General features: G+C 39.1%; 20 protein-coding genes and 1 other annotated feature. Of the genes, 8 read left to right on the forward strand and 12 right to left on the reverse strand.

The features are described from left to right. Positions 1 to 127: 127 nt before the first annotated feature. Together argS and V1L66_RS11840 are read right to left on the reverse strand one after the other, a co-directional pair. Positions 128 to 1801 carry an arginine--tRNA ligase gene (gene argS, locus V1L66_RS11835; protein ID WP_333004080.1) on the reverse strand — a complete coding sequence of 558 codons (1674 nt, stop codon included), beginning with the start codon at positions 1799 to 1801 and terminating at the stop codon, positions 128 to 130. Between the two features lie 44 nt (positions 1802 to 1845). Beyond that, positions 1846 to 2065 (reverse strand) — a binding site (T-box leader). Positions 2066 to 2145: 80 nt separating this feature from the next. Continuing rightward, positions 2146 to 4032 (reverse strand): FAD-dependent oxidoreductase, encoded by a 1887-nt coding sequence (locus V1L66_RS11840; protein WP_333004081.1) that lies wholly within the window; start codon positions 4030 to 4032, stop codon positions 2146 to 2148. 592 nt (positions 4033 to 4624) lie between these two features. On the opposite strand from V1L66_RS11840, the gene V1L66_RS11845 reads away from it, so the two are divergent. Both V1L66_RS11845 and V1L66_RS11850 read left to right on the forward strand, forming a co-directional pair. Beyond that, the gene (locus tag V1L66_RS11845) at positions 4625 to 6229 is read left to right on the forward strand and encodes an ABC-F family ATP-binding cassette domain-containing protein (RefSeq protein WP_036079018.1); all 1605 of its coding nucleotides are present in this window, start codon (positions 4625 to 4627) and stop codon (positions 6227 to 6229) included. Positions 6230 to 6356: 127 nt separating this feature from the next. Further along, on the forward strand, positions 6357 to 7076 hold the full coding sequence (locus V1L66_RS11850) for a metallophosphoesterase family protein (RefSeq protein ID WP_333004082.1): 720 nt from the start codon (positions 6357 to 6359) through the stop codon (positions 7074 to 7076). Positions 7077 to 7134: 58 nt separating this feature from the next. Here the strand turns inward: V1L66_RS11850 and V1L66_RS11855 are convergent, their stop codons facing one another. The 4 genes from V1L66_RS11855 to V1L66_RS11870 all read right to left on the reverse strand — a co-directional run bounded on the left by V1L66_RS11855 (position 7135) and on the right by V1L66_RS11870 (position 10457). Then, the gene (locus tag V1L66_RS11855) at positions 7135 to 7881 is read right to left on the reverse strand and encodes an amidohydrolase family protein (RefSeq protein ID WP_333004083.1); all 747 of its coding nucleotides are present in this window, start codon (positions 7879 to 7881) and stop codon (positions 7135 to 7137) included. Positions 7882 to 8084: 203 nt separating this feature from the next. Next, on the reverse strand, positions 8085 to 9320 hold the full coding sequence (gene fabF / locus V1L66_RS11860) for a beta-ketoacyl-ACP synthase II (RefSeq protein ID WP_333004084.1): 1236 nt from the start codon (positions 9318 to 9320) through the stop codon (positions 8085 to 8087). Between the two features lie 27 nt (positions 9321 to 9347). After that, on the reverse strand, positions 9348 to 9905 hold the full coding sequence (locus tag V1L66_RS11865; RefSeq protein ID WP_333004086.1) for a TetR/AcrR family transcriptional regulator: 558 nt from the start codon (positions 9903 to 9905) through the stop codon (positions 9348 to 9350). 81 nt (positions 9906 to 9986) lie between these two features. Beyond that, a complete protein-coding gene (locus tag V1L66_RS11870) occupies positions 9987 to 10457 on the reverse strand; it encodes a DinB family protein (protein WP_333004087.1) in 471 nt (156 codons plus the stop codon). A 171-nt stretch (positions 10458 to 10628) separates the two neighbouring features. Between V1L66_RS11870 and V1L66_RS11875 the strand changes: the two genes are divergently transcribed. Then, positions 10629 to 11267, forward strand: coding sequence for a hypothetical protein (locus V1L66_RS11875; protein ID WP_036079009.1), 639 nt, complete (start codon positions 10629 to 10631; stop codon positions 11265 to 11267). Between the two features lie 58 nt (positions 11268 to 11325). Further along, the gene (locus V1L66_RS11880; RefSeq protein ID WP_333004089.1) at positions 11326 to 12141 is read left to right on the forward strand and encodes a serine protease; all 816 of its coding nucleotides are present in this window, start codon (positions 11326 to 11328) and stop codon (positions 12139 to 12141) included. Between the two features lie 60 nt (positions 12142 to 12201). On the opposite strand, the gene V1L66_RS11885 is transcribed toward V1L66_RS11880, so the two are convergent. The 3 genes from V1L66_RS11885 to V1L66_RS11895 all read right to left on the reverse strand — a co-directional run bounded on the left by V1L66_RS11885 (position 12202) and on the right by V1L66_RS11895 (position 13696). Then, a complete protein-coding gene (locus V1L66_RS11885; RefSeq protein WP_036079005.1) occupies positions 12202 to 12693 on the reverse strand; it encodes a YkvA family protein in 492 nt (163 codons plus the stop codon). Positions 12694 to 12988: 295 nt separating this feature from the next. Beyond that, positions 12989 to 13189, reverse strand: coding sequence for a cold-shock protein (locus tag V1L66_RS11890; RefSeq protein ID WP_004230088.1), 201 nt, complete (start codon positions 13187 to 13189; stop codon positions 12989 to 12991). Between the two features lie 222 nt (positions 13190 to 13411). Continuing rightward, positions 13412 to 13696, reverse strand: coding sequence for a DUF1033 family protein (locus V1L66_RS11895; RefSeq protein ID WP_208644731.1), 285 nt, complete (start codon positions 13694 to 13696; stop codon positions 13412 to 13414). Positions 13697 to 13819: 123 nt separating this feature from the next. On the opposite strand from V1L66_RS11895, the gene V1L66_RS11900 reads away from it, so the two are divergent. Beyond that, complete coding sequence (locus tag V1L66_RS11900) at positions 13820 to 15547, forward strand: globin-coupled sensor protein (protein WP_333004100.1); 1728 nt, start codon at positions 13820 to 13822, stop codon at positions 15545 to 15547. 44 nt (positions 15548 to 15591) lie between these two features. Then, a complete protein-coding gene (locus V1L66_RS11905; RefSeq protein ID WP_016994023.1) occupies positions 15592 to 15873 on the forward strand; it encodes an acylphosphatase in 282 nt (93 codons plus the stop codon). Positions 15874 to 15942: 69 nt separating this feature from the next. On the opposite strand, the gene V1L66_RS11910 is transcribed toward V1L66_RS11905, so the two are convergent. Then, complete coding sequence (locus V1L66_RS11910) at positions 15943 to 16155, reverse strand: hypothetical protein (protein WP_036078997.1); 213 nt, start codon at positions 16153 to 16155, stop codon at positions 15943 to 15945. A 372-nt stretch (positions 16156 to 16527) separates the two neighbouring features. Between V1L66_RS11910 and V1L66_RS11915 the strand changes: the two genes are divergently transcribed. Together V1L66_RS11915 and V1L66_RS11920 are read left to right on the forward strand one after the other, a co-directional pair. Continuing rightward, positions 16528 to 17178 (forward strand): 5-bromo-4-chloroindolyl phosphate hydrolysis family protein, encoded by a 651-nt coding sequence (locus V1L66_RS11915; protein WP_004230101.1) that lies wholly within the window; start codon positions 16528 to 16530, stop codon positions 17176 to 17178. Further along, positions 17175 to 18242, forward strand: coding sequence for a toxic anion resistance protein (locus V1L66_RS11920; RefSeq protein ID WP_333004102.1), 1068 nt, complete (start codon positions 17175 to 17177; stop codon positions 18240 to 18242). Before V1L66_RS11915 ends, V1L66_RS11920 begins: the two co-directional genes overlap by 4 nt. 46 nt (positions 18243 to 18288) lie before the next feature. Here the strand turns inward: V1L66_RS11920 and V1L66_RS11925 are convergent, their stop codons facing one another. Both V1L66_RS11925 and V1L66_RS11930 read right to left on the reverse strand, forming a co-directional pair. After that, positions 18289 to 18486, reverse strand: a complete 198-nt coding sequence (locus V1L66_RS11925) for a DUF6501 family protein (RefSeq protein WP_016994029.1) — start codon at positions 18484 to 18486, stop codon at positions 18289 to 18291. Positions 18487 to 18750: 264 nt separating this feature from the next. Continuing rightward, complete coding sequence (locus tag V1L66_RS11930; protein ID WP_333004104.1) at positions 18751 to 19482, reverse strand: amino acid ABC transporter ATP-binding protein; 732 nt, start codon at positions 19480 to 19482, stop codon at positions 18751 to 18753. Positions 19483 to 19487: the final 5 nt, after the last annotated feature.

Consider the following 19487-nt stretch of genomic DNA (forward strand, 5'->3'; position numbering starts at 1 on the left):
TTCGATCCTCTCTACTATTACGCAGCCTTCATTTATGAAAAGCTTGCATGGATTCCTCTATCCTTTTATCATGTTTTCGAAGGATGGTCAATCATTGGCCAGTTTGCCTTTAAATGGCTATTGTTTATTACATATTTTCTGGTGCTTCAATACCTAATAAGGCTAATGACTCTTTTAAAACAATGGCGACACTCTGACATAGTGCAAGACGGGATGCTTGCTGTTCATCATCTGCTACTATTTTGTGCTGTGCATAATATTTATTGAATAAGCGTGCCAATTGTAAGGCATATTTCGCTATTTGAGACGGATCAGCCTGCTCAAAAGCCATAGCTACCGTTTTGGGAAACTGTTCTAGTAATAAGATAATCGGCCAAGCCAGCTCTCCTAAAGAATTCAATATCTTACCTTGAGTCGGAGCTTTCGCTTTATCTAAAATAGAGCAAATACGCGCATACGTATACTGTACATATGGACCTGTTTCGCCTTCAAAATTCATCATCTGCTCGATTGAAAATTCAATATCGTTTAGACGATGGGATTTTAAATCATTAAAAATTACCGCTCCAACCCCCACTTGCTGTGCTACTTGCTCTTTATTTGAAAGATGAGGATTTTTCTGCTCAATATTACGCTTTGCCGTCGCAATGGCCTCAGCTAGCACATCTGCTAATAACACCACCTTGCCTTTACGAGTCGACATTTTTTTGCCATCCTTCAGCATCATGCCAAATGGGACATGCTGTAGATTCTTTGCCCAAGGATCGCCCATTTTTTCGATGACCTGAAAAAGTTGTTTAAAGTGGAGGGACTGCTCATTACCAACGACATAGAACATCTTTTCGGGCTGATAGTGCTGTTGACGATACAGGGCGGCTGCTAAATCACGCGTCGCATACAGCGTGGCACCATCCGTTTTCGTTATTAAACATGGAGGCATCTCCTCCATCTCCACAACATACGCACCGTCTGATTCTACGAGTAGCCCTTTGTCTTTTAGCGCTGTCACAACGGGCGTCATTTTGTCATTGTAAAAGGCTTCACCTGTAAAGGCATCAAAATCAATTCCTAACAGCTTATAGATTGTTTGAAACTCATCTAATGACACATCTCGGAACCATTGCCACAATGCTAGTGCCTCTGCATCACCATCCTCCAATGCTTTAAAGGCGGCACGAGCCTGTTCATTCAGTGTTGGATCTTGCTCTGCCTCTTCATGAAATTTCACATAAATCTTTAGCAACTCCTTAATCGGTGACGCTGAAATAGCCTGTTTGTCCCCCCAAAGCTGATAGGCAACAATAAGCTTACCAAACTGTGTACCCCAGTCCCCTAAATGATTGATACGAATCGCTTGATAGCCATTTTTCTCTGCTATATTTGCTAAGGCATTGCCGATAACCGTTGAACGTAAATGTCCCATTGAGAAGGGCTTGGCAATATTAGGAGATGAAAAATCCAAGACGACCGTTCCCATCTTTGTTGAGCTAGTACCATATTGTTGCTTATCGCGTAGAATCTTGCTCAACACCTGTTGCGTTACCTGTTGCTGAGCTAGAAAAATATTGACATAGCCACCAACGGCTTGCACACGCTCGATACTGTCATGGTTTAATTGACTTGCTATTTGTGCTGCGATACTTTGTGGAGACTGTTTCCACACTTTCGCTAGGGTAAAGCATGGAAAGGCCACGTCCCCTAGCTCCAAGCTTTTTGGTTTTTCTAATAGTGACAATATTTCCTCCCCTGTTATTTGCTGCTTTAATACGACTGCTATACTATCGGCGATTTGTTTATTCATCTTGCTCCTCCTCCTATCCAAATAAAAAAGCCCTCGCCTCTATAATTAGAGACGAGAGCATGATAATCCCGTGGTACCACTCTAGTTGCCATGTGACATGACCACTTTCCATTGTTAACGAGGTGACGCCCCGCTATTCTCTACTACTATTTCGAGAATCTTCTCCAAAGTGCGCTTCATTCATGGTTCCTGCATTAGGCTCCCACCATCCCTAACTCGCTTGCCAGTCTTCCCATCAATTACTCTCTTTTTCATCGAATTTTTCTATGATTTTGACATATATTACAGGACTTCCTTAGCAGCGTCAACCTTTTTTATGTTGCCCATTCGGCAAAAAACGCTCCTCACAATGAGGAACGTTTTTTTTCTACATAATGAATAACATCAGCCATAATGGCATACATCTCTTTTAATTTTAGTTTCTTATTATGAGAGATTTTTTTGGCTACTTGCTCAGTGACGATTCCTTTTTCAACTAACGTATCCCAGCTTGTCGCATTGGATTCACCGATGAGGACATCAGCCAAATATTGGGCTAGCTCATCTCGCTCAATGGGTTCATCACCTTGATTATAAACTTTATTGATAACAATTTCGAGCTGATCCTTCATTTCTGATGTACTTTCTCCACCAGCACGTAGCATACTCTCTTTTAACATTTTCGCAAACTTTATTTTCGTCGCCTTACTATCTACTTTTAGGTCATTATCATAGCCGCCCACTACAAGGCCGTAATTAATGAGCGTTTGAATGGCTTCATCATACCATTCTCCTTGATATGGGTACTCAATTGAAAATGAATCAACATAGGCACCTTGTTTAGTCAATTGCTCTTGTAATGTAGCAATTAATTGTTTATCCTTGCTCATTTCTCTAAAGGTTACATCATGCTTCTGTGCAAGAGCAGCTGCGGTCCCAGCCGCTTCACCTGTCACCATCCCTGTTGGAACAATACGTGCACTACCAGCTGCTAGTGATGAGTAACCAGCAGAGCGTCCGACAACCAGTAAGCCATCAATGTCCTTCGGTACTAATGAACGGAATGGAATGGCATATTGCTTTGGTGATGCGATCACATAGCCGTAATCATGAGGCGTTTGCGCTTGCACATCGACTGGATAAGAGGCAATGCCAATGCTATCCCACTGATCACTATTTTTCCAAAGGTCTGCCATTGGTAATTGATACTCTGCCCAAATATGTCTTGTTTCTCGGACGTAGAGTTCTTCTGGATAGCTAACAATTTCAGCCTTTTCAAATCCTGGGAAGTTTGTTTGTAAATATTTTAGAATGTGTAACGTTTCTTTCTTCCCAGTGGCAATAGCCGCTTGTTTGGAGGCTTCATTCAAGCCATCAATACCAAAAATCTGTAAGGCATTGATGAAATATTCATCATCTACACGAGCTAAGTTTAACCCTCGTAATCTTGTACCCTCTTGTAATGGCTTGTATTCATCATGCAGCTTTGTAAAGCCCCACATAACGGTATGATTTAAATTAGCACCGCCAAATACACCAGACTTAGCCGCTTTTTTTACTTCATCCCAATCAACATTTTTTAGATGCAGCATTAAAGTCACAGCCATACGCTTATCCTTTATGCCAATATCTTCTCCACCCACAAAGAATGGAACGCCTGACATGGCTGCAAAATCAGCATCCTGTGTAGCATCTATGAAAGATTTCCCCGTCACAACATATGTACCGTATTTATTTTTTAATTCCACGGACGTTAATTGTTGTTGTTTAACATTTGCTTTCACGATCTCGGTTTGCACGGATAAAGTTAAGTTGGGCTCTTCATCGATCAGCTTTTTAAAGGCTGCCTTAGCACCTACAATGCCAAAAGCGTCATTCCCTCTAACAAGCTCATGCCATTCCTTAAATATTCCCTCACTTATCGAGTTGTTATGGCCATCACGAGGAATGTCGAGGAAATTCAGCATACCATATGTAAATAATCCACCTAACTCTTGTCGTTTTTCGACCAACAATGTTTTCGCACCATTTCGAGCAGCAGCAACAGCAGCAGCAACACCCTCTGGTTCACCACCAATGACAATAACATCATATTCTGCCTCTATATGTTCAATTGGTTCTGGCTTTTTATACTCATCCACTAATTTATTGTATGCCATTGAGTTTGTTATTTCTTTAATAAAATAGTAGCTACCAAACCCAAGTAAAACTACTATTACACAAGTGGCTGTCCATAATAAGCCCTTACCCATAATATACCTCCAATTGTTAAATTTACCATCAATGTGTTTATTTAATCATCATTCCCGCCTCAAGGGCTGAATGTCCTAGTTGAACGCAGGCATATCATTACCACAAATGAATAATTTTTTAGCTTATAGCATTCTCTATAAAATTATCATCAAGATAAATGAATGAAATCATTTATGAGGATTGTGATGTTTTTAGTCTAACATTAGCAACATCAATCTAGGATAAATGAAAGAGCCACGAGTAGCTGGCATTCAAAACGGGGATGGGCTTGTGGGCACCAGTGATGATTTACTTGACATATAAACAGTCAGAATCATTTTAGACGAAACCATTGTAAATAAGCAACTAAAATCCCCATGGAAAATGATGTCATTTTTCTATTCTTTTTCAAAAATAGTTAATCACACTACAATAGACGCTCCACTCTCAAAGAAAGTTACACCAAATTTAATTTTTTTATTGTATCTTTATTCAGTTTATGTTTAACAAAAAATGTGGAAAGAACGCCAAACCTTGATTTAATAATGTTTATAGACTATGGAACATATTTCATGCTATACTAGAGCCATTGTGAAAAAAGGAGGAACTTGCATGATTCAAGTTAGTAATGTAGGTCTTCGCTATGGCGATCGTAAACTATTTGAAGACGTAAATATAAAATTCACACCAGGCAATTGCTACGGTTTAATTGGGGCAAATGGTGCTGGTAAATCAACATTTTTAAAAATCCTTTCTGGTGAAATTGAAGCGCAAGAAGGCAATGTATCGATGGGTAAGGACGAACGTTTATCTGTTCTGAAACAAAACCACTTCGAATACGATGAGCATACAGTGCTAGACACAGTTATTATGGGGAATAAACGCCTTTATGACGTGAAAACAGAAAAAGACGCTATCTATGCAAAGGAAGACTTCTCAGATGAGGATGGCATGCGTGCTGCAGAGTTAGAAGGTGAATTTGCAGAGCTAAACGGTTGGGAAGCTGATTCAGAAGCAGCTACACTATTGAACGGTTTAGGTATCTCAGATGATCTTCATTACATGCTAATGGGCGATCTTGAAGGTTCTGACAAAGTCAAAGTATTACTTGCACAGGCCCTTTTTGGTCAGCCTGATGTGCTATTACTCGATGAGCCTACCAACCACCTTGACTTAAAGGCAATTCAATGGCTGGAAGAGTTCCTGATTAACTTTGAGAATACAGTTATTGTTGTATCCCATGACCGTCACTTCTTAAACAAAGTATGTACACATATTGCGGATTTGGACTTCTCTAAAATCCAATTATATGTAGGGAACTATGATTTCTGGTATGAGTCTTCTCAATTAGCGCAAAAAATGGCACAAGACCAAAATGCGAAAAAAGAAGAGAAAATTAAAGAACTACAGGCGTTCATCGCACGTTTCTCTGCGAATGCTTCTAAATCAAAGCAAGCAACATCTCGTAAAAAAATGCTGGATAAAATTGAGCTGGATGATATTAAGCCATCAAGCCGTAAATATCCATTCATCAACTTCCAAATCGGCCGTGAAATTGGTAACGATGTCCTAACAGTAGACGGCCTAACGGCAAGTCATGAAGGCGAAACACTATTCAAGGACATTCGCTTCTCGATGAACAAAGAAGATAAAATTGTTTTACTTGGTAGCCCAATGGCGAAAACAGCACTTCTTGATATTTTAATGGAAGAAAAAGAAGCAGATGCTGGCACATTTAAATGGGGTGTAACGACATCTCAAAGCTACTTCGAAAACGATCATGACAAGTACTTCGAAGGTTCTGAAAAAACATTAGTAGAATGGCTACGCCAATATTCTCCAGACGATGAAACAGAAAGCTTCCTACGTGGTTTCCTAGGACGTATGCTGTTCTCTGGTGAAGAAGTGAAGAAATCCCCTGCTGTTCTATCAGGGGGCGAAAAAGTACGTTGTATGCTATCAAAAATGATGCTGGCAACAGCAAACGTTATTTTATTAGATGAGCCAACGAACCACCTTGACCTTGAATCTATTCAAGCATTGAACGAAGGCTTAATTCGTTTCAAAGGCGCAATGATTTTCACATCTCATGACCATCAATTCATCCAAACAATTGCTAACCGTGTCATCGAAATCCGTGAAGACGGTACTATTTTAGATAAGCAATTAACATATGATGAATTCTTAGAGTGGAAAGATAGCCAAGGCTTAAGCTAAGCTTTACAAAAATCCTCTACCAACAGCGGTAGAGGATTTTTTTGTCTTTTGCGTTTATATGGTTTATAAAGGTATTAAAGGATTTTTATAGAATGATAGAGTATAGCATTGATGAGGGGGAAACGTTGTGAAGAAAATTGCCATTATATCAGATATTCATGGAAATAAAACGGCATTAGAGGCCGTGTTAGCAGACATTCGTTTAAGAAAAATTGACAGAATTTTTTGTTTAGGTGATTTAATTGGCAAGGGTCCTCAAGGATCTGCATGTATAGAGCTCATCCAACAGAATTGTGAGCAAGTCGTTCGAGGCAATTGGGATGTATTTATTCAATCCCCTACTGACAATGATTTTCTACAATGGTTTAAAGATCGATTAACAACAAAAGACTATCAGTATCTCGGGTCATTACCCTTTCATATTGATCTTGAATTAAATGACCAGCTCATTAGATTTTTCCATGCATCCCCAAGAAGCGAGTTTGAACGTATCTTACAGAGTCATCCACTTGAAAAGCGTTTATCTATGTTTGAGAATAATGCAGTAACCAATTCAATCCATTACAAGAAACAACCTGATATTGTGTTCTATGGCGATATCCATACAACTTTTTTACATACATATAAACAAGGAATTCTTTGTAATGTTGGGAGTGTTGGTAATTCACTTGACCTAACTTCCGCTTCCTATGCCATCCTAGATGGAACACAGTCCAATAATGCCATCCAATTTATTAGAGTAGCATATGACCGTGAGGCTGAGCTGATGATCGCAAAAGAGCTGGGTATGCCTCAATTAGACCAGTATTATAAGGAAATTATGTTTGCCAACTATCGAAATGCTTAGTACCGTCACAATCAAAAAAGAATCCATTTTGATGTCAAAATGGATTCTTTTTTCCTATTCAACGTTGGAAATACCATTGTAGCGCATTCTCATAGAGGATTTTATCAGCAGCCTGTTGATCAAAAAGCTGTTGAATCAATTCTACATCCGCATTGTTAAAAGGTCGTTTGGCTCTTGTGGATGGCAAATCTGTTCCAAACATTAGCGCATCTGGATTAACATGATAAATCGCTTGTAACGCATGCTGCACATCTAGCTCTACACGACCAAAGCCAGTCGCCTTGACACGTATACCCTTATCAACAAGCTTTAATAGATGTGGTAGCCCTTCTTCCGACAGCCCTAAATGATCGATGGAGATGGCTGGTAATGCTTCAATTGTCGAGGCTATCTCGGGTAATTCCTTCGCATCGATATATAATTCACTATGCCAGCCCACCAAATCATAAACCCGTCGTGCAAAGGTATCTAGCTGTGATAAATCCTCTGAGCCACCTCGTCTACTATTAAAGCGTAATGCCCGTACCCCATTGTTATGTAAATGTACAATTTCATCATCCGTGACCGTATTAGGTAATTGCGTTACCCCACAAAACGTGGGACCCAGTTGTTTCAATGCTTTTAAAAGATAGGCTTGGTCAAATCCTTGAAAAGATCCTGATACAATGGCGCCTCCCGCTATCTGAAGATTCACTGTATCCTTTTGATAATCCGCTACTATATAGCTTGGTGGTGTATATCCTTGATTTTCGATAATCGGAAAATTAAAGTCAATGATATGAAAATGTGCATCAAAGATTCGCATTATCCATCCCCCTTTTTCCTTTGAATTTACCATAGTCTAAATATAAGTTATAATACGAATTTCTAGCCATTTGTCATAAGGAAAACTTATTGACTTGCCATAGCTTACGTTCCCTCTTCTCTTTTCAAGTTAATAGAACAAGCGTAAAAAAATGGTATGAACAATCAAATTCATACCACTTTTTTTATCTAATAGCGAATGCCTTATTCCTCAAATTTTTTAAATGCTAGCACAGCATTATGACCACCAAAGCCAAACCCATTGGATAGCGCAAAGTTAACGTCTTGATGAAGCGCCTCATTAGGAACATAGTTTAAATCACACTCGGGATCTGGTGTTTCATAATTGATTGTTGGTGGAATAATGCCATCCATTATACTTTTCAATGTAATAATGGCTTCAATTCCACCAGCCGCGCCAAATAGATGTCCTGTCATTGACTTTGTGGAGCTGACCTTTAGTTGATAGGCATGGTCACCAAAAACGTGTTTAATCGCCTTCGTTTCAGATTTATCCCCCTCTGGTGTGCTTGTACCATGTGCATTGATATAATCGATAGCTGCCCGATCGATAGCTGCCATTTTTAATGCCAGCTTCATGGCATTGGCGGCACCCGTAAAATCAGGTGCTGTAATATGATAAGCATCTGTTGTCACACCATAGCCAACAATCTCACCGAGAATTGTAGCGCCCCTTTGTTTGGCGTGTTCATACTCCTCTAGGAATACGATGCCAGCTCCTTCAGACATGACAAAGCCATCGCGCTCGCTATCGAATGGTCGACTGGCCTTTGTTGGCTCATCATTTCTAGTGGACATGGCTTTCATGCGTGAGAATCCTGCAAAGCTAAGTGGATTGATCGGTGCCTCCGCTCCGCCAGCTAAAATGCCATCCGCATAGCCATGTCGAATCGCTAAGAAAGCTTCTCCAATCGCTTGGTTTCCTGTCGCACAGGCTGAAACAGGTGAAAAGCTTGGTCCTTTAAAGCCCGTTTTAATTGCTAGTATTCCTGCAGCCATATTGCTTATCATCATGGGCACCATAAATGGTGACACCTTCCGAGGCCCATTATCAAGCATAGCCTGATGATTTTCTAAAATTGTGTCAATGCCCCCAATGCCAGAGCCAATGTAAACGCCTAAACGCTCCTTATCTACCTGCTCCATATTTAAATTGGCTTGTGTCAGAGCTTGTTGGGCAGCGGCAACAGCATATTGCACAAATAGATCATATTTACTGATTTCTTTTTTATCCATATACTGCGTTGCATCGAAATCCGTACTCGTCCCAGCAATTTGCGTATGAATGCCGCTGAATGCCTCCCCTTGAATTTTTTGAATCCCTGATTTTCCTGCTTTAATATTCTCCCATAAGGCTGATACCGAATTACCTAACGGGGAAACAACACCATAGCCAGTCACAACGACTCTTCGTACCATGCACATCGCTCCTTCTCGTTTCATGTCTTACTTTAACAGTTCCTTTAATTGCTCCAGCATCTTTAAAAAGAATGCTTCTCCTACAACACGTTTATATTGTAATGCCCCTTTCGTACTCGAAATAAGTAATATAGCGAGAGCCTCCAAATCATTAGTAGCTTGGAGTGCACCCTGTTGTTTTGCTTCTTTCAATAGCTCAACAAAGACATCGATTTCCATTTGACTAAGCTGCTGAAGCTTATCTTGCATTGGTTGCGGTAATTCTTGATAATCTGCCTGCAACGCTGAGATAGGACAAATGCCGTCTTGCTCAAGAAATTTTATGCGCTGCATAATAAAGGCAAACGGCTTTTCCTCAGCTGGCATAGTGGACTCCTTTATCAATGTAAAAGTTCTCTCTAACCCTTGTTGAATTCTTTCGCAAACAGCAATCCCTAAATCTCCCTTCTTCTCGAAATGATAGTGAATACTGGCCTTCGTGACACCAAGCTCCTTTGCTAAATGCTCATAACTAAATGATGTGAATCCTTTTTCCTGAATATTCTTCAATGTTAACTCTATAATTTGCATTTTTCTATTTGTCATGGCTTTATACTAACTTACTAGTAGGTAAGTGTCAATTTAAAAAAATGCAGCAGATAAACTATTTATCCGCCGCTCACGTGATTATTGCATTTCCTTTGTTGGTCCCATCACGCCAGGTACTGGTAAACCTGCTTGACGTAGCAGAACCGTCATTTGTCCACGATGATGTGTTTGATGGTCGATTAATACACGTAATATAGCCCCTTTCGGCATTGGCGCAGTAAAGCCATTTACAACCTCTAATAAATCTTCATTAGCAAGCTTAGCCACTTCCTCTTTAATACCTTTTGCTACGTTTTCATAGGCTGTCACGATCTCAGCCGCAGTCGTTGGCACTGGATCTTCTTGACGAATCGACGGCACCTTTAAACCTGCAAGATAGCTAAAATAACCTGCTGCTCCAACTAAATGCCAACCTAACCAGCCAAGTGTACTGTGACCCTCTACAATACTTTGATCTAGCTTATCATCTGTTAAAGCCTGTAATACCTGCAGTGTTCCGTTTGATGCATTGGACCATTCTTGTAAGAAATCATCTACTTGTCTATACATGTCTTTGTCCCCCATTTTTTCACTTCATTTCTATCATAGATAATTTTCCATGCTGTTACAAGTTTCTATTATTTAGTTTACATAATAATATTATTGCATTAATATCTCATTTCATTCGTATAACACTTCTCGTTCACGTATAATAAAAGAAAATAGCGAAGGAGTTTGCCTATGAGATACCCTGTTCTAGTACTTTCTGTAGCATTTTTACTTGCTGGCTGTCGTGAAGAAGTCCAGGAAGAGTCGGTGCCATCACCAACTCCGGCTGTGGAGGACAAGCAAACAGTAGAACAAGATCACACGTCACTTCTCTCCTATTTTCCACCTGATGGATCTGTTGCTTCTTTTCAAGGGGAAGGAAATGAATTTGCCAGCTTCACACTAAAAACTACCTATCTCGATACACAGCATATCGTACAAATAGAGGATAATGGTGGAGTGACACTATTAAAAATCTATCGCATAACGGATACAAGTATTGATCTTGTCTATCGAGAACCTGTTGACAGTAATCCAAGCATGCCAAGTACAGCTGAGGCAGCTTCTTATCCTGTACTGGAAACCATACTTCAAAAGCCATTGCAAGTCGGGACAAGCTTTCAAGGTTGGACCATTGAATCAACTTCTGCTACTGTTGATACTGGTACAACGGTCTATCGAGATGTCATCCAGCTAAGTCGCTCTGAAGAACAAATGACCACAACCAAATATTTTGCAAAGGACATTGGTCTAATTCGAAAAGAGGATAGGATGGAAACAGAGCAAGATGAGCCATTTGTTGTGACATCAACCTTGCAAAAAATAGAATAATTGAAAGAAAACAGGCGTCCTGCTTGGGCGTCTGTTTTTTAGCAAAGGGGGCCAATCAATGAGTGATATACATAATGCAACACCAAAGCAAGATGAATTAACGGAAGAAGAATTTATTGAACTTGTACTTGAGGAACAGCAAAAAGCATTGGCACAAGCGAGAGAAGAACGCATTCATGGAAAAAAGCCCAAAAAACAAAAGCCTCTTGTACGCTGGATTGTGTGGGGTATGGCACTGGTGCTGTTTTTCAATACCTTTGCCCTCATTTTTCAAATCTACTCCATACCTGCGCTTGAATTTATCAAGGTTTCAACGCGGCTCTCTGCACAAGAAGAGATACAAGCATATAAAAAGGCAGTCGTAGAAATTTCAACAGGCTCCAGTAAAGGCACTGGATTTGCCATCTCACCAGATGGTCTGATTGTCACCAACGCCCATGTAGTAGAACATGCCACAACATTATCAGTCGTCTTTCCTGATGAGGGATTGATGGAGGCAACATTAATCGAGAGCTATCCAGCTGTAGATTTAGCCTTCATCCAGGTGCAAGCCGAGCAACTGCCCTATCTACCTCTTGCAGAAGATCCACCTTACACGGTTAATGAACATGTCTATTTTATTGGAAATCCACTTGCATTCACCGGCATTGCTAATGAAGGAACATTGCTAGAATCCATTCAATTAGAAGATTGGCAGGAGCCAGTTAGAATGCTAAAAGCTCCTGTTTATCGTGGCAATAGTGGTAGCCCTGTAATCGATCAACATGGTGAGGTCATTGGGATTATCTTTGCCACGATGAAATATGAGCCCATTGGTCGCGTTGGCCTATTTGTACCTGTACAACAGCTCCGTAATTTATTAGAGGAGCAATAAAAAAAGAACCTGCTGATGACAGGTTCTTTTTTTAGGGTATCTTAAGTTTACATAATATTATTATTTGTCTTTACTTTCTTGCTTAACAAACTGAGCAATTGGCGATTTTACAGGAATTTTACTGACAACCTCATCACTCACTTCTGCGACCTTTTGTAGCACATGTAAAAGCTTGTCATCCCCTGTCCAATGCTTTTCCACTACATCTGGGCCCAACTTATTAATAATCGTATTTATTACAAAAGTTGCTAGTACAACATCATCTAAATAGCCACCAAAGCCTAGCAGTCCTTCTGGCATTAAATCCATTGGCAATACAAAATACGCAATGGATGCCCCAATTAATGCACGACTCTTCTTATCCACACCCGCATCGGTTACGGTTTTAATTAATAAATGAAATAAATCAGGCACAAACATTAAATATGGTGTAAACTTATTACTTTTTCCCTTTTTCGATCCAAGAAACGCTACTAATTTTGTACGTAGTTTCTGATAAAAATCTTGCTGCTCCTGTTCATCAGGTAATTTTTCTTCATTATTCACATTCATCTGCCTCCTTCATTACAAGTGATGCGGTATTTTGGCGGTACTAATCTTCATTTTATGGGGTTAGCTGCTACTTTTGTGTAGCTATCCATTACTTTCGCATGGCTATCCGCTACTTATATAGCGCTATCCGCTACTTTGGCAATGCTATCCTTCACTTTTGCAAGTCTATCCGCCACTACTATATATTTAACCTAAAATAGGATTTGTAATCCTTAAACTTACAAATGATACAAAAAAGACATCCTATTTGCATAGGATGTCTTGGGTTTAACGAAGTAATTTTAATTACTGAGAATTAAAGTTTAGTTACGTTAGCAGCTTGTGGTCCGCGGTTGCCATCTACAACTTCGAATTCCACTTTTTGACCTTCGTCAAGAGTTTTGAAACCTTCGCCTTGGATAGCTGAGAAGTGTACGAATACGTCGTTTTCACCTTCAACTTCGATAAATCCAAAACCTTTTTCTGAGTTAAACCATTTTACTGTACCTTGTTTCATTTAAGAAAACCTCCAAAAAATAAAAGTGAACAATATGTAATTTCTTCAGCGATTGAAAAAAATTCACATATTACAAAGAGTACCGAACTAACGCGATCACTTTTTGTAATATGTGAATTCATGTTTCCGGTGAAGCAATTAAATTGTTAACTCAAGTATAACTGCCATTCATAATTTTGTCAAATAAAGAAAAAATCTTTTTTACTTTTTTTCAAAATTATTTTACTTCTCTTCTATTTTACACGCAATTATTCCATGATATACTTGTGCATCATCATCGCAAGCCTCACAATAAAAGCTTTCATCCTCAGACCAAAAAGCCCAATATTGCTCCTCTTTCGTTGCCTCATTATCGTAAGAGGAACGAAAATGCGCTAATTTTTGCTGTAATGCACGTTCAAAGAGCTCCTTCGTGTCAAATGTATCCTCTGTTTGAATATAAGCTTCCCAGCCTTCAAATTTCCACCAAGGCTCATAGTCCGCTTTCATGTAAATAATTGTATACATATTTGCCCATTCCTTGCTGTCATAAGATAGTTTCATTTTAGCAAACACAACTGAAATGTCTATTAAAACCACCTGAATTATGCTATTATTACCTTATTATACATACTTTTTGGAGGTTTTTTTATGTTTTCAAGTATTCGACCTAAAGCAGAGCTAGAAGAACTACTAAAACGTGGTACAGATTTACATGCAACAGGCCGATTTTACCAAACACTGGCATTCAATCATTTCAATTCACAAGATGAGGAGCACTTAAAGGCACTCTATCAAAAGCTCAAAGATATTACCCCTTCCATGAATGCCATTTTTCATCATTATTTAAGCGAGATATCCCCTACCTCTCAATTAATCATTAGTGAAGAAAATATTAATCAATACTTAACGCAGTTTTTCTTAGCAACTCGTGATGATCATTATGTAGACGAAACTGTCAAATTTTTCAATCTATTTCGCAAGCATCAATATGAGCCAGGTAAATTAATTGTTGTCTTCAACCAATTTGCCTTCTATATTACTACATATATTTTATACAATTTTGGAATCAAGCCGAATAAAGCATTTCAATATATGAAATCATTCCAATCCGCTGTCAATGTTGATCAAGAATTATTAGTGGAAGTGTTGACAGAGCGCATTATTGAAAATGTGGTGGGAGAAGTATCCTCTTTAATGGATGTCAATGCCAAAATTATGTACATGAAGGATTTAGTTTTTAGCCTAGATAAGCAAAATGAGGAGATTCAATCCTCTACTGCTGCAACAGAACAGATCGCTGCCTCTATCAATGAGGTTGCACGCATGTCTTCCCATATATCCGAGAAAACAACTGAATCTGTTGACCATGCTACGAAAGGTAAAAACGCAATTGAGCATGCTTTGTCGGAGATTTTTAAAACAGAAGAAACCTTTACTTCCATTGTAGACTCATTTTCAGAACTGCAAAAACGGGTAAATGATATTGAGCAAGTTGTCACATTGATCAACCAAATCGCCGATCAAACCAACCTACTCGCACTTAATGCCTCCATTGAAGCAGCGCGTGCAGGTGAGCATGGAAAAGGCTTTGCGGTCGTTGCACAGGAAGTACGAAAGCTTGCTGAAAACACAGTATCTGCGCTAAGTGAAGTTTCTGCCAATGTTCATCATTTAAAGAGTTATTCCAACGATGTATCTAACTCGATTACAGATACAACAGCTATTATTAAAGAAGCAACCGTAGAAGCAAAAGATTCGTTACCATTATTAAATGCCATTGTTCAAGCGATTGAGGGTATTAATTTAGATGTGACAAATACAGCTGCCATTTCCCAAGAACAAGCAGCTGCGATTGATGAAGTCTCAGCAAGAATGATCCAAATTTCAAGCTTGCAGGAAGATATTCGTGATTATAGTCATAATACTTCCAGCGATATTCATTTATTAGGGAAAGAAATTAACCGCTTCCGTAATGATCTTATTGCAAACAATAATGTACAGCTTTCATCTATTGCCCTTTTACAATTATCGAAGGCGGATCATATCTTATGGAAATGGCGCATTTATAACATGTTCCTTGGTCTAGAAAACGTTGATCCAAGCGATGTTTCTTCTCATCGAGACTGTCGACTTGGCAAATGGTACACAGCACCTCGGACAGTCGAACGTTTCGGTCATTTACAGGACTATCATGAATTAGATGGCTATCATTTACGCGTCCATGAATCAGCGAAGCTTGCGGCTGAAGCCCATAAAGCGGGTCATATCGAGCAAGCTGATGTTCATCTAAAAGAGGTCGATGAGGCATCCAAGCATGTACTCTATCACATTAATAACTTAATTGCCTATTTAGAAAAAGAACGTGTCATGCAATAATGGGGAGGTTCGCCCCTCTCCCTCATGAAGTAGGAGGTATTCCCTTGAACAAACGAGCAAGTATAAAATTTTTTGGTGATGTCTACGGCACAGGCTACCGTTTCTTCATCAAGCAAAAAGCTATTGAATTAGGGTTAAAAGGATACTGTCGATTGAATGACGCTGAACAAATTGAAGTGGAAGTGGAGGGCTCAGAAAAGGCACTCAATGAATTTCTTCTTTTTGTCCAAAAAGGCGTTAGCCCCCAAGCCGATTCCAATTCATTTTCTTTAGAATTATACGATGATTTAAAAGGCTATATACGTATGGAGTCAGACATTGTTTAATGTCTGGCTTTTTTAAATAGCTTTTAAAATCATTAAAAAAGTCATGCTCTTAAGAACATGACCTCATCATTATTTTTTGATTTTTATTTTTTGAATTGCAGCAACTAATATCGATTCATCAGTGATTTTCACATATTGATTTTTAGATTCCTTCATATACCCTTCTTTGTTTAAATAGGCTTTTACTTTTGATTTTTTCTCAAAGACTTTTTCTTTCACTTTCTGCTCACTTACTTGTTCATCGATATTTTTAGTAATAGACACCAGAAAAATCTTCGTCATCCTATATCCCCCTTTGTATCAGTTACGAATTCATTTGGAAAAAGTTTCATATAAGGCCTTTAAAATTCCATTTATTAGCTCATGGATTTCATTTAACCGCTCGCTCTGAGGCAGAAGCGATCTTGAATCAAATTGCGCTCCTCTATGCAAAGACCGAATTGCAAAAAATCGCTCATTCAGATGCCAAAATGGCTCCTTAGGATTACAAAACCGACTTATTCATCGAAACAACTCACTTATTCTATGTATTATCATTGAGAAAGTTCACAAATAGCAGTAAAATTTATGTAAGGGATTAATTTTCAATGAAACTTTATGTCGATTATTTCGTATAAGAAGATAGACATATTGAAAAGCAAGGAGGATGAAACAATGCTTAGTGTCGGACAGTTTTTCTCTAGACATAGTGCCAGCTTTCTTATTTCGCTCACGACTGTTTCTATCGCAGCAATTGCGGCAAATCCTGGATTCTTCCTTGGTGGTTTACTGTTTGCGGGTTCCTATGCGACGAGTACAGCGTTGCTGAAACATAGACAAAAAAAGAAAGTCATGCAAATAGCAGGCATCACAAAAGAAGAATTCAAACACATTGAAACACAAGTATTAACAGCTAATAAGCATATTCAAACATTGAGTCAAAACTATTTACGTGTACGTTCTGTTTCTGCTTTTAAACAACTACTTGAAATGACACGTATCTCCAAAAATATCGTCAAAATCGTCAAGACAGACCCACGTAAATTTTATAATGTGGAACCATTTTTCTATGCACACTTACCTTCTGCTGTGGAATTAACGGATAAATATACGATGCTTTCAAAGCAGCCTGTGAAGGATAAGGAAATTCAATTGACCTTATCAAAAACACGTGAAACCCTAACTGATTTGAATGATACAATTCAAATTGATTTAAAGGATGCGCTTGCTAATGATATCGATCATCTGCAAATGGAGATTGAATTCGCAAATCGTTCCAATCTTAGACGTAGAGAACAATTGGACTGGCGAGGCGATGATAAATGACAGCGAACGAACACGCATTTCAACTAAATACCATACCAGGGCTTTCTCCACTAGTCCAATCCTATTTAGAAACAACTCCACAAAACGAGGCGATGGCGACTTATGAAACGCTATCGCCTCTTGCACAAAGTCGTGCATTACTATATGCCAGTCAAATCGATTTGACTGATTTTGAATCATTGCTGTCCCTTGGGCAAGATTCACAGCGAGCTCTGTCTCAATTTGCCGACCGCATGCTTGCTCAAGTAAAGCAAAAGGACGTTACAAAAATTGGCCAAATGCTTGATTCTTTAATGCAGACGTTAGATCGAGTAGATCCGACCGCCTTGGAACCAAAGAAGCAAACCTTTTTCAAAAAAATCTTTGGCAAAACCGAGCCTACTGTAAAGCAAACACTAACAGAATTTGAACGTATTAGTATACAGGTGGAGCGTATTGGTGTACAGCTGGAACGTGCACAGCTCCAGCTGATAAAGGATGTTGAAAACTTAGAAGCGCTTTATGCCCATAATCGAGGATTTTTTGAGGAATTGGCAACTGCCATTGCCGCAGGACAAATGAAGAAGCAGCAAGCCATTGAGGTAGAGCTACCTGCACAAATAACGAGTGTCCAAGCAAGCAAACAGCCACTTGCGATCCAGCAATTAAATGACTTTGCTGCTCAAATTGAAAGACTGGATCAACGTATTTATGATTTACAAGTATCACAGCAAGTCGCGCTGCAAACAGCTCCTCAAATCCGTATGATTCAGCAGGCCAATCAAACGTTAGCTGAAAAAATTGAATTTTCTATCGTTACCTTAATTCCGCTCTGGAAAAATCAACTGGCGATGATGCTGTCCATGCATATGGATCATCATTATGCACGTTTAGAAGAACGATTATCAAAGGCCCATGATCGCTTCTCAAGTCCTACGTTTGAACAGCAAGTTTCGAAATTTAAAGAAACACAGCGAGAATTACAAACAGCGATTAAGGATGTCTTTGCACTGCATACAGCAACCGAACAAGAGAAACAACAGCTGCAAGATGTAGCGGGTGCTCAAGGCTATCAGCGAGATTAAAAAAAATGGGTGGCTCAGCAAATACTCTGAACCACCCTGTTTTTATTTATTCAAAATAATCTTTATAATAGCCGCCGACATTTCCTGTGTTGTCGATAATAAAAATGAATTCTTCTGTTTCATTTTTCACTTCATATTCTTTGCCTACTGTTAACACGTTTGATACTAAGTATTTCGATGCGTTTGTATGTTTGCAGGTAACCGTTCGTAATGTTGGCGCATCTTTCCATTTTAAATGTAACATATTCTCTCTACCTCTCTTTACTAGCAAAAGCTAATGTCTATTGCTTATTTTATAATATTTTTGGTCTTTTGTGGAGAAAAAAGAAATACTATACCCTATTCTATCCAAAAAAAATGAAAATTTGAGGTGTTATGATGAGTTTTGGTGGTGTACCGCAATGGTTTTTTATCATTGCTGTAGCATTCGCAATCTGCTTTGTGCTTTATGCAGAATGGAATGCTAGAAAATAAGTGAGTCCAACAGGTTGGACTCACTTTTTTGTGCTTATTTTAATGTACGCTTTAAAAATTCCTTCGTACGTTCATGTTGCGGATTGACTAATACTTGTGCTGGAGGGCCTTCTTCCACAATTACGCCTTTGTCCATAAAGACAACACGATCTGCTACTTCTTTGGCAAATTCCATCTCATGTGTCACGATGAGCATCGTATTGCCCTCGTCTGCGAGCTGGCGCATTACCTTTAACACCTCACCCACCATTTCTGGGTCTAATGCGGATGTTGGCTCATCGAATAGCATTACATCTGGATTCATTGATAAGGCACGAGCGATGGCCACACGCTGTTTTTGTCCGCCTGAGAGCTGACGTGGCTTGGCGTTGACATATTGGTCCATACCAACGATTTTCAAATATTTAAGCGCCGTTTCTTCCGCTTCTTTTTTCGAACGTTTTATCACTTTGATTTGGCCCACTGTGCAATTACTTATGACATTGTGGTTGTTAAATAAATTGAACTGCTGGAACACCATGCCTAGATGTGTACGATATTCTTGTATATTGTGCTTTTCATCTAGGATGTCTTCCCCCTTATAAATTATTTGACCGCCACTTGGCGTTTCTAATAAATTTATGCAACGAAGCAATGTGGATTTACCAGAGCCAGAGGAGCCAATTAAACAAACTACCTCCCCTTTCTCCACTTGGAAATTCACATCTTTTAACACTTGGTTACGTCCAAATGATTTACTTAAATGTTCGATTTTAATGACTGCCATTTGTG

This window comes from Lysinibacillus sp. IITD104 (assembly GCF_036698265.2).
Lineage (GTDB): Bacteria > Bacillota > Bacilli > Bacillales_A > Planococcaceae > Lysinibacillus > Lysinibacillus boronitolerans.

What these genes read in the sequence shown, in the direction of transcription:
- argS (WP_333004080.1), bottom strand. Translation starts at nt 1,801, where the DNA reads ATGAATAAACAAATCGCCGATAGTATAGCAGTCGTATTAAAGCAGCAA.
- V1L66_RS11840 (WP_333004081.1), bottom strand. Translation starts at nt 4,032, where the DNA reads ATGGGTAAGGGCTTATTATGGACAGCCACTTGTGTAATAGTAGTTTTA.
- V1L66_RS11845 (WP_036079018.1), top strand. Translation starts at nt 4,625, where the DNA reads ATGATTCAAGTTAGTAATGTAGGTCTTCGCTATGGCGATCGTAAACTA.
- V1L66_RS11855 (WP_333004083.1), bottom strand. Translation starts at nt 7,881, where the DNA reads ATGCGAATCTTTGATGCACATTTTCATATCATTGACTTTAATTTTCCG.
- fabF (WP_333004084.1), bottom strand. Translation starts at nt 9,320, where the DNA reads ATGGTACGAAGAGTCGTTGTGACTGGCTATGGTGTTGTTTCCCCGTTA.
- V1L66_RS11865 (WP_333004086.1), bottom strand. Translation starts at nt 9,905, where the DNA reads ATGACAAATAGAAAAATGCAAATTATAGAGTTAACATTGAAGAATATT.
- V1L66_RS11870 (WP_333004087.1), bottom strand. Translation starts at nt 10,457, where the DNA reads ATGTATAGACAAGTAGATGATTTCTTACAAGAATGGTCCAATGCATCA.
- V1L66_RS11875 (WP_036079009.1), top strand. Translation starts at nt 10,629, where the DNA reads ATGAGATACCCTGTTCTAGTACTTTCTGTAGCATTTTTACTTGCTGGC.
- V1L66_RS11880 (WP_333004089.1), top strand. Translation starts at nt 11,326, where the DNA reads ATGAGTGATATACATAATGCAACACCAAAGCAAGATGAATTAACGGAA.
- V1L66_RS11885 (WP_036079005.1), bottom strand. Translation starts at nt 12,693, where the DNA reads ATGAATGTGAATAATGAAGAAAAATTACCTGATGAACAGGAGCAGCAA.
- V1L66_RS11890 (WP_004230088.1), bottom strand. Translation starts at nt 13,189, where the DNA reads ATGAAACAAGGTACAGTAAAATGGTTTAACTCAGAAAAAGGTTTTGGA.
- V1L66_RS11895 (WP_208644731.1), bottom strand. Translation starts at nt 13,696, where the DNA reads ATGTATACAATTATTTACATGAAAGCGGACTATGAGCCTTGGTGGAAA.
- V1L66_RS11900 (WP_333004100.1), top strand. Translation starts at nt 13,820, where the DNA reads ATGTTTTCAAGTATTCGACCTAAAGCAGAGCTAGAAGAACTACTAAAA.
- V1L66_RS11910 (WP_036078997.1), bottom strand. Translation starts at nt 16,155, where the DNA reads ATGACGAAGATTTTTCTGGTGTCTATTACTAAAAATATCGATGAACAA.
- V1L66_RS11915 (WP_004230101.1), top strand. Translation starts at nt 16,528, where the DNA reads ATGCTTAGTGTCGGACAGTTTTTCTCTAGACATAGTGCCAGCTTTCTT.
- V1L66_RS11920 (WP_333004102.1), top strand. Translation starts at nt 17,175, where the DNA reads ATGACAGCGAACGAACACGCATTTCAACTAAATACCATACCAGGGCTT.
- V1L66_RS11925 (WP_016994029.1), bottom strand. Translation starts at nt 18,486, where the DNA reads ATGTTACATTTAAAATGGAAAGATGCGCCAACATTACGAACGGTTACC.
- V1L66_RS11930 (WP_333004104.1), bottom strand. Translation starts at nt 19,482, where the DNA reads ATGGCAGTCATTAAAATCGAACATTTAAGTAAATCATTTGGACGTAAC.